The sequence below is a fragment of the Rhodovulum viride genome, assembly GCF_003265965.1.
GTDB classification, from domain to species: domain Bacteria; phylum Pseudomonadota; class Alphaproteobacteria; order Rhodobacterales; family Rhodobacteraceae; genus Rhodovulum; species Rhodovulum kholense.
Window position 1 is genome coordinate 282,059 of record NZ_MUAV01000002.1, and the last position, 13,644, is coordinate 295,702.

The window sequence follows — 13,644 nt, forward strand, 5'->3', positions numbered from 1 at the left end:
TGGCCCGGGCCGGTTCTCACCGCCTGCGCCGTCAGGCCCGCCGCACCAGCCGCACCAGCGGCAGGATTGCAAGGCTCACCGCCGCGACCATCACCGATCCGGCCGCGATGCCCACCACACCGTCCAGCGCCGCCGTCACGATCCATTCGGTCGCGCCATTTCCCACCGGGACTGCCCCGGCCACGGCCACGGCCGCGTGGTGGATGGCCTCCTGCGGCAGATGCCAGCCAAGCTCGTGGGCGCCATGGACCAGGATCGAGCCCCCGACCCAGATCATCGCGGCCGTGCCCACCACCAGCAGCAGCGTCATGACCTTGGGCATGGCCCGCACGATCCCGATGCCAAGCCCGCGCGTCAGCGCCAGCCGTCCCTTCTCGGCCATCGCCAGCCCGATATCGTCGGCCTTCACGATCAGCCCGACCGCACCATAGACGACGACGGTGATCAACGCGCCTGCCAGCGCCATCGCCGCCGCCTCGACCCAGATCGTCAGATGATCGGGCAATGAGGCAAGGATGATGGTCATGATCTCGGCCGACAGGATGAAATCGGTCTTGATCGCGCCCTTGACCTTGGCCTCTTCCAGATGGGCCGCCGACATCTCGCTGTCCGGCCCGGCCTCGGCTGCGTGATGGGACGGCCGAAGCGCGTGCCAGATCTTCTCGACCCCCTCGAAGCAAAGGTAGCACCCGCCCAGCATCAGCAGCGGCGCGATGGCCCAGGGCGCGAATTGCGACAGCACCAGCGCAACGGGCAGAAGGATCACCAGCTTGTTGAACAGCGATCCGCGGGCGATTCCCCAGACGATGGGCAACTCGCGCGCGGGCGCGAATCCGCGGACGTATTTCGGCGTCACCGCGGCGTCGTCGACAACCGCCCCCGCCGCCTTGGACGAGGCCTTGACCGCCTGCCCGACCACGTCGTCCACCGATGCGGACGCAACCTTGGCGATCGCCGCCACGTCATCGAGCAGCGCCAGTAATCCGCTCATTGCCTGTATCTTCCCGTTCTGCCTTGCCGTCCTGCCGGCCAAGGATAGCGCGCCGCCCTGCCGGGGCCAATGCCACCCGGCCGGAGCCGCCCTGCGGCATCCGCCCCCGCGCCCGGATCGGCAAGCTCCCGCCCGACCGGGCATCATGACATTCCTTTCGAAATCTCGGATTGACGCAATGCTGCTGTTGTTCTTGAGTTGTATTAATCATAAAGACAACTCTCGCGCGATCATCACACCCGTTCGCCGGGAACCATCAGGGTAACTGCCATGGACTCCGACCAGCACCAGCCGGCCGAGGCCCGTTTCATGCGGCCAGTCGACGCCTTCTGCCGACCGCTGCCGGAGGCCAGCCTGCGCCGAGTCGTGCAGGAGGCCCTTATGCGCGTGGCCCGCCTGCCCGGCCCGCCGCCGTCGCGCCGCACGTGGCCCGAACCGCCCGCTCGGACAGAGGTCGAGGCGCTCTGCATGGCGCTCGTGACTGGCGATCTTGCCCAGTCCCGCCTGATCCTCGATGCGCATCTGGCCGCAGGGCGCGACAAGACCTGGATAGCCGCGGCGCTGTTGCCCGAGGCCGCACGGCTGATGGGCCGCCTCTGGGAAAGCGACGAGGTCAGTTTCGTTCAGGTGGGTCAGGCCGTGGGCCAGCTTCAGCGGCTTTTGCGGCTTTTGCGAGGCGAGGCCGGTCCCCGCCCGGTCGATCCGACGCGGCGGGCGCTTTTCGCAACGCCCGAGGTCGAAACCCACACCTTCGGGGTGATCGTGGCTGCCGACATGTTCCGCGACCACGGCTGGGAGATCGAACTGTCGCTGTCCGAACCGCAGGACAAGCTGATCTCCGACCTGACCCAATCGCGGGTGCGCCTTCTGGGCCTGTCCGCCGCCGGACCCCGGTCGGCACTGCCGCTGACGCGGCTGGTCGAGGCGGTCAACGCGGCGCTGCCCGAGATACGGGTGCTGATCTGCGGCAAGATCCTGCACAACTGCCCCGAAATCGCGCGCCAGATCCCTGCCGACGGGCATGCCGACGACCTGGAAACCGCGCTTTGCCTGGCCGACCGGCTGGTCCTGGAGGCATGCCGCTGACAGCCCCACCCAATGCCCGCCCCCGCTCGCAGCACCCGGGGCCGCACCTAGGGCGCCGTGCCGCAGACCGGGCGCGAAAAGCACGATCCCGTCGAAAGTGACCGACGCATTCACGTGCCAGTAGCAAGGACTCGCGCTCTGCGCTAAAATACCTCACCTGACGGCAGCGCAGAGGCCGCTCGGCCCTCTTCCTCTTCAGCATGGCACCGCCCGGGAACGGCGCCCAAGACCAAGAACGGGAGCTCGGCATGACAAAGGACCTGATGATCGCGCGTCATAGCGAGGACGCCTTGTATGAGGTGGCCGAGACGCTGGACGGGCTGACGATGTATCTGAGGGCGATCGACAACAAGGCCACCTCGGAACCTGCGCTGGGAAAGCTTGCGCTGCGGATCGAAGGACTCGCCGACTCGGTCCGCGGTGAGATCGGCCGCCGACGTGCCGCGCAGGTGCGAACGTATCGGCATCTGCATTGAGGCCGTGCCGCGCCCCGCAGCTGTCCGAGGCAACGGGCATTCTTCACGGCCGGGCGGACCCCGGGCGCTGTCGGCAGCCCCAAGACGGCCAGACGGTCCGCAGGAGGGCTTTGACCGGATCTTGTGTCTTCGGTCGTTCCCGCGGTGGTTCCGCACGGGGTCCGATCCGGCGGCCTGCCCTGTTATGACTTGACGTATTGACGAAACCTTCGGTGCCGGGCAGCGTTCATGACCAACGTCTGGGCCCTGTTCGATTGAAACGGTATGGATACATTTCGTAACCCCTCGTTGCCCGGGGTCTGCACGACCAAGCGACACCTCGAGGCCTTCGGGCGCAGCGATCTCGCGGCGGCGGTCCTGATGGAGCGGATCGTCCGCGACGCCTACGATTCGAAGAGTTCCAGCGCGATCCAGCCGCTGCAATGGTCGATCCTGCGCTATATCGAGCGATCGCCCGAAGACCGCTGCACCCTGACGCTCATCACCAGCTATCTGGGCCTGACCCATGCCCCGGTCAGCCGCGCGGTCCGGACCATGCGCGACCGCGGGCTTGTCGGGCAGCGCAGCCATCCGCGCGACGCCCGCAGCGCGATCATCTCGCTGACCGAGGCCGGACGGGCCGCGCTGGAGCTTGACCCGATCCGGAAGATCGCCTTACTTGTGGGCACCCTGCCGGACAGCGAGCGGGCCGCGATCAAGCGGGCGCTCCGGTCCATCGCGATTTCGCTCTCGTCCTGAGTGAGGAGGCCTCGATGCCGAAGGTCGTGGTGATCGACGATGACGTCGAGATTCTGAAGATCTTCCCGCGTCTCCTGGCCGGAAGCGAGTTCGAGCCTTGCTGCACCTCGGATGTCGAGACCTTTCTTGAGCGCATCCGCAGCGACCGGCCGGTGGCCGCCATCGTCGATTTCTGGCTGCTCGACAATAGCGCCCTGCCGCTGCTGGACCGGCTCCGGGCCGAAGGGCAGGACCTGCCGGTGGTGCTGATGTCGGGCGGCGGCGGCGGCCATTCGGCGCTGATGGCCGAAACCCTCGGCGAGGTCTGCGGGATCGTGTCGTTCCTGCACAAGCCGTTCCGGCGGGCGGAAGTGATCGAGGCTCTGCGCGGCGCGACGGTCGCGCTGAACTGACCGCAACGGCGGGCCGGGGCATGGGTCAGGCCGCCAGCGGCAGGTAAAGCGACACCCGCGTCCCCGCCCGCGAGCTGGCGATGTCGAGGCCGCCCTGCGCGCTCCGGGTGAACCCCTGCACCATCGCAAGGCCCAGCCCCGTTCCCTCGCCCGCCGGTTTGGTGGTGAAGAACGGCTCGGTCACCCGGCTCAGGATCTCGTCGGGGATGCCGCTGCCGGTATCGGTGATCGAGATTTCCGCATAGGCGCCACGCGGCAGCTGCGAGCCGTCCAGCATCGGGCGCGGCGCGGTCAGGCGCACCGGGCGGGTTTCCAGCGCCAGCCCGCCGCCCAGCCGCAGCGCATCGCGCGCGTTCAGCAGCAGATTGATCAGCGCGGCCACCAGCTGGTCCTGCGCGACCTCGACCAGCACCGGCGCCTCGGGCGGTGCGATCCGCATCCGGATGGTGGGCGGGATCAGCGGCCGCACCAGCGACCGGACCTCTTCCAGCGCCAGGGACATATCGACCCGGTCGCGGCCAGCCGGTTCCGCGCGCTGCGCAAAGGCCAGAAGACGGCGGGCCAGCGCCGCGGCCCGGTCGGCCGCCGCCGCGGCCTCGGCGATGCAGCGGTCGCGGTCGGTTGGGTCGGAACTGTCGCGGTAGAAATCCAGATTGGCCTGCAGCGCCATCAGCATATTGTTGAAATCATGCGCGATGCCACCGGCCAGTTCGCCCATCGCCTGCATCTTCTGAGCCTGCAGCGACCCGTGGGCGGCGGCCTCGGCCGCCAGTCTCAGGCGGCGTCCGGCCCAGATCGCATGGGCGAAATAGCCCAGCATCGCCAGCCCCGAGCCGGTGGCCGCCCCACGCACCGCCATCGAGTCGATCCGCGGCAGCGCCATCGCGACCAGCACCATCAGCGCCAGCCCGATGACCGCCGTCTCGGCCAGGACCAGCCAGCGCTGGCTGTCGCCGCGCCGGATCAGGAATACCATGGCGCAACCCAGCATGGAAAGCGCAGTGATCCGGATCGCCGCCTCGTCCTGGGCCCCCAGCGTGGTCGGAAGCCACAGGAAGGACACCAGCACTGCCAGGAACAGCCCGCCCGCAATCCGCGTGTCGCGTGCCCTGCAGATCCGGCCCCGGCTCCGCAGGAAGGCAAGATAGGCCAGATTGGCCAGGCCATAGCCCGCCGTCCAGATCAGCACCGCGGTCCAGCCTTCGGTCTCCTGAAAAACGGCCCCGCCCACCGCCACGCCCAGCCACCGCAGCACAAATTCATGGGGTCGTCCGAATTCAAGCGCATAGAGCCGGTCGATTTCCCTGCGGTGATCCATTCTGTCCTCGGGGCAAGACGCATCGCGGCGCGGATCTTGCCAGCGCAACCCGCGCTTGTCACCTGCGCCCTGCGTGTGGGTCTGCCCGAAGACCTGCCCTAAGGTTCGGTTAACCTCGCTCGCCCTAGACTTCGGCCCGACACTGACGCAGGCTTGGGCCGATGCCATCCATCCTTTTCGTGCATGAGAACTTTCCGGCCCAGTTCGGCGGCATCGCCGGATATCTGGTCGCGCGCGGCTGGGACGTGGTCTTCGCCACCGCCGCCGAGGGGTTCCCACGGGACCGCGTGACCCGGATCGCCGCAAGCGGGTTGCGGGTGCTGGGCTATGGCCGCCACCGCGACGTGGACAAGGCCACCCACCGCTATCTGCGCGGCACCGAACGGGCGGTGCTGAACGGACAGGGTCTGGCCCGGGCCGCGATCACGCTGCGCCAGCAGGGATTTTCGCCTGATCTTGTGGTGGCCCATTCCGGCTGGGGTTCGGGCAGCTTCGCGCGGGTGGTCTGGCCCAAGGCGCGGTTCGTGCCCTATCTCGAATGGTGGTACAATTACCCGCCCGTCGACATGGAGTCGGAAAGCACCGACTCGGTCGAGGACCGTCACGCCGCCACGCTCTGCCGCAACCTGCCCTTCCTGCTGGACCTGCAGGCCGCCGACGCGATCCTGGTGCCGACCGCCTTTCAGCGCGACCAGTTGCCGGACTGGCTGCAAGAACGGGCAACCGTGATCCATGACGGCGTCGATATCGACGCGCTGGTCCGTCCGCCGCCCGGCGAGCCGCCCTTCACGCTGGAGGGTCTGCCCGACGCCGCGCCGCTGGTCACCTATGCCACACGAGGCATGGAGCCGATGCGCGGCTTTCCCGAATTCATGGCCGATCTGGCGCGGCTGCAGGCCGAGGACAGCACGGTGCATGCGGTCGTCGCGGGCGAGGATTCGGTGCATTACGGCGGCCGCCTGCCCGAGGGCGACAGCTGGAAGGCGCGTGCCCTGGCCGCCCATGGCTTCGACATGACGCGGCTGCATTTCACCGGACGCCTGCCCGCGGGCCGCTATCGGGCGCTGCTGCGCCGGTCCGACGCGCATGTCTACCTGACCCGGCCCTTCGTTCTGTCCTGGTCGCTGCTCGACGCGATGGCGGCGGCCTGCCCGATGGTGGTCTCGGACACGCCCCCGGTGCGCGAGGTGGTGCCGCCCGATGCCGCCCGCTTCGTCGAGTTCCAGACCCCCGGCGAGATCGCCGCAGGCATCGCGACCCTTCTGGCCGACCGCACCGCCGCCCGCGCCATGGGCGAGCGTGCCCGCGCCCATGCCGCCGCGCATTACGCCCAAAGCGATCTTTATCCGAAGCGCGAGGCGTTCTTCCGCAGGGTGATCGCCGGTCCGGCGGGAACCGGTCAGTAGCTCTGGGCGCGGCGGATGCGGTGCATCTCGTTGGCCCGCGCCATCGCCTCGCCCAGCGTGCGGACCCCCGTGGCCTGCAACTCGTCCAGCATGTGGCGGAAGACCTCGGCGGTGGCCAGCGCATCGCCCAGCGCGGTGTGCCGGTGCTCGGGGTCGAGCCGCACTCCGAAGCGGCAGGCCAGCGCATCCAGCGTGTGATCCTCGGCATGGGGATAAAGTGCCGCCGACAGCAGCACCGTGCACAGCACCGGATGGTCGAAGCGAAGCCCCAGCCGGTCTTCCTTCATCTTCAGGAAGGCCATGTCGAAGGCCGCGTTATGGGCAACCAGCACAGCCCCCTCGCAGAAGGCGTGAAACCGTCGCCCGACCGACACCACATCGGGCACGCCCCGCACCATCGCGTCGTCGATGCCATGGACCGCGGTCGACGAGGCCGGAATGTGCCGCCCCGGATTGACCAGCGTGTTGAACACCTCGCCGCGCAGGATGCGCCCGTTGACGATGCGCAGCCCGGCGATCTGCACGATCTCGTCGCCTTGCCGGGGCGCAAGCCCGGTCGTCTCGGTGTCGAAGACCACATAGCTGAGCCCGGACAGCGGGCGGTCGGCCAGCGTCCCGGCGGCCGCGCGCGGGAGCGAGAAATCGTAGAATTCCGGCCGCGGATCGGCGGGCGTCAGCACCGGCGCCGCCGCGGCCACCAGCGGCAGGACCAGCCGGTGCCCGGTCTCGGTCGGCTCGGCCCAAAGCTCGGTACCATGGCCTTCCAGCGCGTCACGCCCGAGATATTCGCCATAGCCCGCCGAAAGCGGCGTCTCGAGCCAGCGATCGATCTGCCCGTCGCTGACCGGTGCGCCCGTCCAGTGCAGTTCCAGACAGACCTCACGCCCCTCGGGTACGGCGCGCAGCACGAAACCGCCGCGCCGGCCATCCGCCCGCAGCCCCTCGATCACCCGGCCCAGAAGCTCGGAAATGGCGAACCCGTCGCAGCGGACGAACTGGCGTCCGCCCTCGAAGCGCAGATCCTCGGGCAGGCGCGCGGTCAGCGCATCGAAGATGTCGTCCGAGGCGACGGCGGGCATCGGCCAGCGCCGGGTGGTGGCGACGCCATAGCGGTCGGCCACCTGGTTCATCCGGTCGACCAGCATCGCCTGTTCGCTGCGCAGCTGGGCAAAGAAAGCCGACCGCACCTCGCCCGCCATGTCGGGATCGGATTCGATGGCGTCGAACAGCGCGCCGATGGCCGCTGTCGGCCGCCGCACCGCCTCGAGCATGGTGTTGAACAGGTGGTCGAGCTCGGCATGCGCCTCGAGATCCTCGGTCGCGTCGTGGAAGATCAGCACATAGCCCACGCGCTGGCCCTCGACCGCGACCGGGCTGACGCGGGCCATCAGGAACCGCTCGCCGCTGTCGGTGGCGGCCAGAAAGCGTTCGGCCTCGGCCTCGCCGCGCGCCGCCCGCGCGCCCATCCGGTCGAGCGCATGGGTCAGCGGTTCGGGCCTGAGAAAGGCGGTCAGCGGCCGGTCGAGCCCCAGATCGCCCAGAAGCCCAAGCGCCGCACGGTTGTACAGCATGATCCGGTGATCGGGCGTGGCCACCACCACCCCCTCGGCCAAATCGCGCAACAGCGCCTCGAACATCGCCTTTTCGCGGTTCAGCGCGGCGGTGCGTTCGGCAACCGCGCGGTCCTGCGCCTCGCGGGTCGCGGCCAAGGCGTCGTGGATCGCATTGGCGGCGGGCGCGAGCGCCCCCAGATAGCGCGCGGGCGCCTCGTCGATATCGGCGGCGATGTCGACCCGGGCCCGGGTCTGCAGATCGGATGCCAGGGCCTGAATGGGCCGGGCCACGTTCGAATCGAACAAAAGCCCCACCCAGGCCGCCAATCCCAGCAGACCGCAGCCCGCCAGAACCCCCGCAATCACGTAACCGTCGGCCGGACCGCCCGCCCGGGCATGGCCGAACCACAGCGCGCCCCCCAGCAGCACCGTGCCGCCCAGCGCCAGCGCCCCGAAGAACAGTGCGAATCGAACTCTCAGCCCTAGCCGCTCATGCATCCATGTCTCCCCCAGGAGCGCACGGATCTGGGCCGTTAGATCCGCGGTCGCAAAGGGTTTTGTCAGGAACGCATCCGCGCCCAGTGCCAGACCCTTGCGCCGCTCGACCTCTCCACCGCGCGCTGTCATCATGAGGACCTTAACATCCCTGAGGTCCTCGTCCTGCCGCATGATCTGGCAGATCTCGTAGCCCGAGCGTTCGGGCAGCATCACGTCAAGCACCACCAGATCGGGCCGGTCCTCCTCCATGGCCCGAAGCGCGGCATTGCCGTCGCTGACCCGCCTTGTGTCGTAACCCTGGCGCGAAATCAGGAATTCCAGCGCCAGCGCGATGCCGTCCTCGTCCTCGACCAGCAGAACCGACTTCTCGCCCATGCCCGCCGCTCCTCAGTCCTGCGGCACGCAGATCGCCCGGACCAACGGATCGCCCGGCGCCAGCGGCTGCCAGTCGGCCACGGCCGGGTCGGTCAGGGTAGCGTCGGTGGCCTCGGCCCGGGCGGGCGCGGCGCAATCGATCAGCACCGTGACCGTGCGCGCCGCGTGCCAGCGCGCCAGCAGGTAAAGCTCGACCAGCCGGACAGAGGGTGCGTCGGGGCGGGACTGGGCGCCGATCAGATTGGCTGCCATCAGCCGCGTGGTGACGGGGGCGACCAGGGTCCAGGGCTTCCAGGCGATGGTCTCGTCGACCCGGGTCACCTCGACCACGCCTTCGGGCAGGCTGGCCACGGTGCGCGCCCCCCACGTGTATTCCGACCAGAGCGCATAGGCCAGCATCGCGACCGCGGCCGCCAGCGGCACCGCAAAGCGCGGCAGGCGGCGGCCGGTCAGGCGGTTCACCACCAGCACCAGCCCGCCCGTGCCGACCCCGGCAACGATGATCGCGATCAGTTCGATATACATGGCCTACCCCATCACGCCCCGGCCCTGCCCGGCCGAGGACTGCATTGTCTTGATCACCATGAACGCATCGCGCAGGTGGTTGCGTTCCAGTTCGGACAGTTGCGCGGGCGGCATGAAATTGTCGGGCCGCGCGCCTGCCCGGATCTGCGCCGCCTGATGCCTCAGCCGGGTCTCGGCGATGAAGTCATAGGCGTCGATCAGATCATGCGCGCCCGCCTTCGAGATCACGCCGGTCTCGCGCGCCGCCTCCAGCCGCTCGCGGGTGTTGACCGCCTGCAACTCGCCCCGGAGCGCATAGACCCGGCCCAGATCGACCACCGGCACGACGCCCGAATGCTTCAGATCGACCGTGTCCTTGTGCTCGCCCGACCGGATCAGGGCAAAGCCGCGCAAAAGCCCCAGCGGAGGCGTGTGTTTCAGCGAGTTCGACACCATATGCGCGACGAAGATCGAGTTCTTGCGGGCCATGGCCAGGGTTTCGGCCTGCAAATCGCGAAACAGCGCGGTCTCGCCATGGATCGGACGCAGGTCGAACATCACCGAGGCCAGCATCTGCGCCTGATTGTCGGGCTGGGCGATCCAGCCCGCGAAATAGTCCCGCCAGACCCGGCGCGGCTGACGCCAGCGCGGATTGGTCGCCATCATGTCGCCCGGGCAATAGACGAAGCCGCAGGCATCGAGCCCGTCCGAGACGAATTTCGCCAGCGCGAGGAAATAGGCGTCCTGCCCGGGCTCGACGGCGTCGTCGAGGATCAGGCAATTGTCCTGATCGCTTTGCCCGGTCTGCTCGCGCCGGCCCTGACTGCCGCAGGCCAGCCAGAGATAGGGCACCGGCGGCGGGCCCAGTTCGGCCTCGGCCAGCACCAGAAGGCGCCGGGTGATGGCATCGGTGATGTCGGTGATCCGCCGGGTGATGGCGCTGGCCCCGGCCCCGGCACTGACCAGCTGCGCCAGAAGGCTTGGCACCTGCGCCACGACGCGGGCCATCTCGGCGGCGCTGTCCGCATCGACGATCTCGGCGATCATGTGGCTGGCGGTCGCCGCCTGCTGGCGGAACAGATCGGTGCGCCCGATCAGCCCGACGATGCGCCCGCACTCGGCCACCGGCAGATGGCTGATATTGTGATCGGCCAACCGCATCAGCGCGTCGAGCCCCAGCGCGTCGGGCGCGATGGTGATCAGATCCGAGGTCATCACCCGGGCGACCGGCGTGGTGCCGTCCAGCCCCTCGGCCAGCACCTTGTTGGCCAGATCGCGCACCGTGACGATGCCCGCGGGCGTCTCGCCCTCCATCAGGATCACCGAAGAGATCCCCTTGTCGCGCATCAGCCGCGCCACGTCGCGCACCGCAACCCCGACCGGGCAGGTCACAGGAGTCCGGGTCATCAGGTCCGACACTTTCAGCGCGGTCAGCCCGGCCGCGTCGGCACCGCTGTCGGCGGGCCGCGCCGGGGCCGCGCGCTGGAACCAGGCGGCAAAGGCCGGGACCTCGTCGATGAGGTCGTAGAACTGCTCTTTCGGCAGGCGGATCAGCACCGCGTCCTCGGACACCCGCGCGGTCAGCGTCGCCCGGCCCAGCCGCAGCAGCCCGCGTTCGCCGATCACGTCGCCGGGGCCGCGCAGCGCGACCGGGCCAGATCCGTCGGTCTCGATCTCGACGGTGCCGCTTTCGATCACCAGAAGCGCCTCGAGCCGCTCGCCCTCGTAGGACAGCGTCTGACCCGCTTCGGCCGCGATACGGGTCAGGCTGGGGCCAAGGGTTTCAAGCGCCGCTGCGGGCACCATGTCGAAGGGCGCATAGCGGGTCAGGCTGGCCAGGATATCGGCCTCGGACTCGGACATGGCTCTGGTCCTGTGCGGGCAGCGGGATCGTTCAAAAAACCTAAAAGGAAAACCCTGCCGTGACTACACAGGCCGGCGGGGCGGGAAAAAGGGGGCGGAAGCCCGCCCCCTTTGCGTATCGTCAGTGACCGGTCGCAGCACCGGCCCCGCGCGGCACGCGGATGCTTTCGACCAGCTCGACCACCTCGCGCGGCGGCGTCCGGGTCACGGCCGAGATGCCGAAGGCGACCGCGAAGTTCAGGACAGCGCCGACCGTGCCGATCGACAGCGGCGAGATGCCGAACAGGTAGTTCGCCGGAACGTCCTCGAAGGTGGCGGTGCCGGGGATGAAGAACCAGCCCTTGTAGAGGAAGATGTAGACGGCGGTGAAGATCAGGCCGACCAGCATCCCCGCGATGGCGCCTTCCTTGTTCACGCGCTTGGAGAAGATCCCCATCATCAGAGCCGGGAAGATCGTCGCCGCGGCCAGACCGAAGGCCAGCGCCACCACCTGCGCGGCAAAGCCGGGCGGGTTGAGGCCAAGCCAGGTCGCGATCAGGATCGCCCCGGTCATCGAGATCCGCGCGGCCAGAAGCTCGCCCTTTTCCGAGATGTTCGGGTTGATCGAGCCCTTGATCAGGTCATGCGAGATCGCCGACGAGATCGCCAGCAGCAGACCCGCCGCCGTCGACAGCGCCGCCGCCAGCGCCCCCGCCGCCACCAGCGCGATCACCCAGGAGGGCAGCGCCGCGATCTCGGGGTTGGCAAGCACCATGATGTCGTTGTCGATCTTGGTGACCTCGTTGCCCTGCCAGCCGCGTTCGGCCGCCAGCGCCTGCATCTCGGGGTTCTTGTCGTTGTAGTACTGGATCAGGCCGTCGCCGTTCAGGTCTTCCATCACCAGAAGCCCGGTCTGTTCCCAGGTCTTCACCCAGTTCAGCTTGGGATCGGTCTGGATCGCCTCGAGGCTGATCGCGTCGCCGTCAAGCGCATTGCCCGCGACCGCATTGGGCCACATGGTAGTGGTCAGGTTCAGCCGCGCCATGGACCCGACGGCCGGGGCCACGGTGTAGAGCAGCGCGATGAAGACCAGAGCCCAGCCCGCCGAGGTGCGCGCGTCGGCCACTTTCGGCACGGTGAAGAAGCGGATGATGACATGCGGCAGACCCGCGGTGCCGATCATCAGCGACATGGTGAAGAGGAACATGTTCAGCATGTTGGGCGTGTCGGCGGTGTAGGCGGTAAAGCCCAGTTCCGTGACCACCTGGTCGAGTTTCGCAAGGAAGGTCTGGTCGCCACCGCCCGGCGCATAGTCCCCGATCAGCCCGAGCTGGGGCAGGAAGGACCCGGTCAGCGCCAGCGAGATGAAGATCGCCGGAATGGTATAGGCGATGATCAGCACGACGTATTGCGCGACCTGCGTGTAGGTGATGCCCTTCATGCCCCCGAACACGGCATAGGCGAAGACGATGGCCGCGCCGATGTAAAGCCCGGTATCGGTCGAGACCTCGAGGAAGCGCCCGAAGGTCACGCCGACGCCGCGCATCTGCCCGATCACATAGGTGATCGAGATCACGATCAGGCAGATCACCGCCAGAAGCCGCGCGCCGCCCGAATAGAACCGGTCGCCGATGAATTCCGGCACGGTGAACTTGCCGAACTTGCGCAGATAGGGCGCCAGAAGCAGCGCCAGCAGCACATAGCCGCCGGTCCAGCCCATCAGGAAGGCCGACTGGGTATAGCCGCCCGCGGGGGCCAGAGCGATGATCCCGGCCATCGAGATGAACGAGGCCGCCGACATCCAGTCGGCGCCGGTCGCCATCCCGTTCAGGACCGGGTGCACGCCCCGGCCCGCGGCATAGAATTCCGCGGTCGAGCCCGCCCGGGCCCAGATCGCGATCCCGACATAGATGGCGAAGGTGATGCCGACGAAAACGAGGTTGAGGGTAAACTGATCCATCTGGTCCGGGCTCCCTTACTCGTCCACGCCGTGCTTGCGATCCAGCCCGTTCATCAGCCAGGCATAGACGAAGATCAGCACGAGAAAGACGTAGATCGAGCCCTGCTGGGCGAACCAGAAGCCCAGATCGGCGCCGCCGACCATGATGCCTTCCAGCATCGGCCGAAGCACGATGCCCAGACCGAAGGATGCGACCGCCCAGATCGCAAGGCAGATGAGGATGATGCGCACATTCGCGCGCCAGTAATCGGAGTCCTGTCCGGACATTGGGTTCCTCCCGTATGTCGGTTAGAGGGAACCGGCCGCCCACCTCCCGTTGCGGGCGGCCGGAGAGGATCGGGAAATGTCGCGCGGTGGGGTGCGGGGCGCCCCTAGCCGCGGTTCATCCTGTTATTGATCAGCTCGTCGACGACCGAAGGGTCGGCGAGTGTCGAGATGTCTCCGAGCGATCCGAAATCGTTCTCGGCGATCTTGCGCAGGATCCGGCGCATGATCTTGCCGGACC

At 68.3% G+C, this 13,644-nt stretch carries 12 protein-coding genes and 1 pseudogene; 5 read left to right on the forward strand and 8 right to left on the reverse strand.

What is annotated here, in order from left to right:
- Nucleotides 1-31 precede the first annotated feature (31 nt).
- The gene (locus BYZ73_RS02710) at nt 32-991 is read right to left on the reverse strand and encodes a DUF808 domain-containing protein (RefSeq protein ID WP_112314801.1); all 960 of its coding nucleotides are present in this window, start codon (nt 989-991) and stop codon (nt 32-34) included.
- 270 nt (nt 992-1,261) lie between these two features.
- Between BYZ73_RS02710 and BYZ73_RS02715 the strand changes: the two genes are divergently transcribed.
- The 4 genes from BYZ73_RS02715 to BYZ73_RS02730 all read left to right on the forward strand — a co-directional run bounded on the left by BYZ73_RS02715 (nt 1,262) and on the right by BYZ73_RS02730 (nt 3,683).
- Nucleotides 1,262-2,077, forward strand: coding sequence for a cobalamin B12-binding domain-containing protein (locus tag BYZ73_RS02715; protein WP_112314802.1), 816 nt, complete (start codon nt 1,262-1,264; stop codon nt 2,075-2,077).
- 248 nt (nt 2,078-2,325) lie between these two features.
- Nucleotides 2,326-2,553, forward strand: coding sequence for a hypothetical protein (locus BYZ73_RS02720; protein ID WP_112314803.1), 228 nt, complete (start codon nt 2,326-2,328; stop codon nt 2,551-2,553).
- A gap of 264 nt (nt 2,554-2,817) precedes the next feature.
- Entirely contained in the window at nt 2,818-3,291 is a 474-nt protein-coding gene (locus BYZ73_RS02725; RefSeq protein WP_108024407.1) for a MarR family winged helix-turn-helix transcriptional regulator, read from the forward strand.
- Nucleotides 3,292-3,305: 14 nt separating this feature from the next.
- A complete protein-coding gene (locus BYZ73_RS02730; protein WP_112314804.1) occupies nt 3,306-3,683 on the forward strand; it encodes a response regulator in 378 nt (125 codons plus the stop codon).
- 25 nt (nt 3,684-3,708) lie between these two features.
- Here the strand turns inward: BYZ73_RS02730 and BYZ73_RS02735 are convergent, their stop codons facing one another.
- Nucleotides 3,709-5,001: a sensor histidine kinase gene (locus tag BYZ73_RS02735; RefSeq protein ID WP_181497940.1), complete on the reverse strand. Its 1,293-nt coding sequence runs from the start codon at nt 4,999-5,001 to the stop codon at nt 3,709-3,711.
- Between the two features lie 161 nt (nt 5,002-5,162).
- Between BYZ73_RS02735 and BYZ73_RS22340 the strand changes: the two genes are divergently transcribed.
- Complete coding sequence (locus BYZ73_RS22340; protein ID WP_146746248.1) at nt 5,163-6,407, forward strand: glycosyltransferase; 1,245 nt, start codon at nt 5,163-5,165, stop codon at nt 6,405-6,407.
- Here BYZ73_RS22340 and BYZ73_RS02750 read toward each other — a convergent pair.
- The 6 genes and pseudogenes from BYZ73_RS02750 to BYZ73_RS02770 all read right to left on the reverse strand — a co-directional run bounded on the left by BYZ73_RS02750 (nt 6,401) and on the right by BYZ73_RS02770 (nt 13,406).
- Nucleotides 6,401-8,458 carry a 3'-5' exonuclease gene (locus BYZ73_RS02750; RefSeq protein WP_220086785.1) on the reverse strand — a complete coding sequence of 686 codons (2,058 nt, stop codon included), beginning with the start codon at nt 8,456-8,458 and terminating at the stop codon, nt 6,401-6,403. The two genes, BYZ73_RS22340 and BYZ73_RS02750, sit on opposite strands and share 7 nt — an antisense overlap.
- 6 nt (nt 8,459-8,464) lie before the next feature.
- A pseudogene (locus BYZ73_RS23495) lies at nt 8,465-8,833 on the reverse strand (response regulator transcription factor); the annotation flags it as partial.
- 12 nt (nt 8,834-8,845) lie between these two features.
- The gene (locus BYZ73_RS02755) at nt 8,846-9,358 is read right to left on the reverse strand and encodes a hypothetical protein (RefSeq protein ID WP_112314807.1); all 513 of its coding nucleotides are present in this window, start codon (nt 9,356-9,358) and stop codon (nt 8,846-8,848) included.
- 3 nt (nt 9,359-9,361) lie between these two features.
- Nucleotides 9,362-11,200, reverse strand: coding sequence for a DUF294 nucleotidyltransferase-like domain-containing protein (locus BYZ73_RS02760; protein ID WP_112314808.1), 1,839 nt, complete (start codon nt 11,198-11,200; stop codon nt 9,362-9,364).
- 121 nt (nt 11,201-11,321) lie between these two features.
- Nucleotides 11,322-13,139, reverse strand: coding sequence for a sodium:solute symporter family protein (locus BYZ73_RS02765; protein ID WP_108024421.1), 1,818 nt, complete (start codon nt 13,137-13,139; stop codon nt 11,322-11,324).
- A gap of 15 nt (nt 13,140-13,154) precedes the next feature.
- Nucleotides 13,155-13,406, reverse strand: coding sequence for a DUF4212 domain-containing protein (locus BYZ73_RS02770; protein WP_112314809.1), 252 nt, complete (start codon nt 13,404-13,406; stop codon nt 13,155-13,157).
- Nucleotides 13,407-13,644 lie beyond the last annotated feature (238 nt).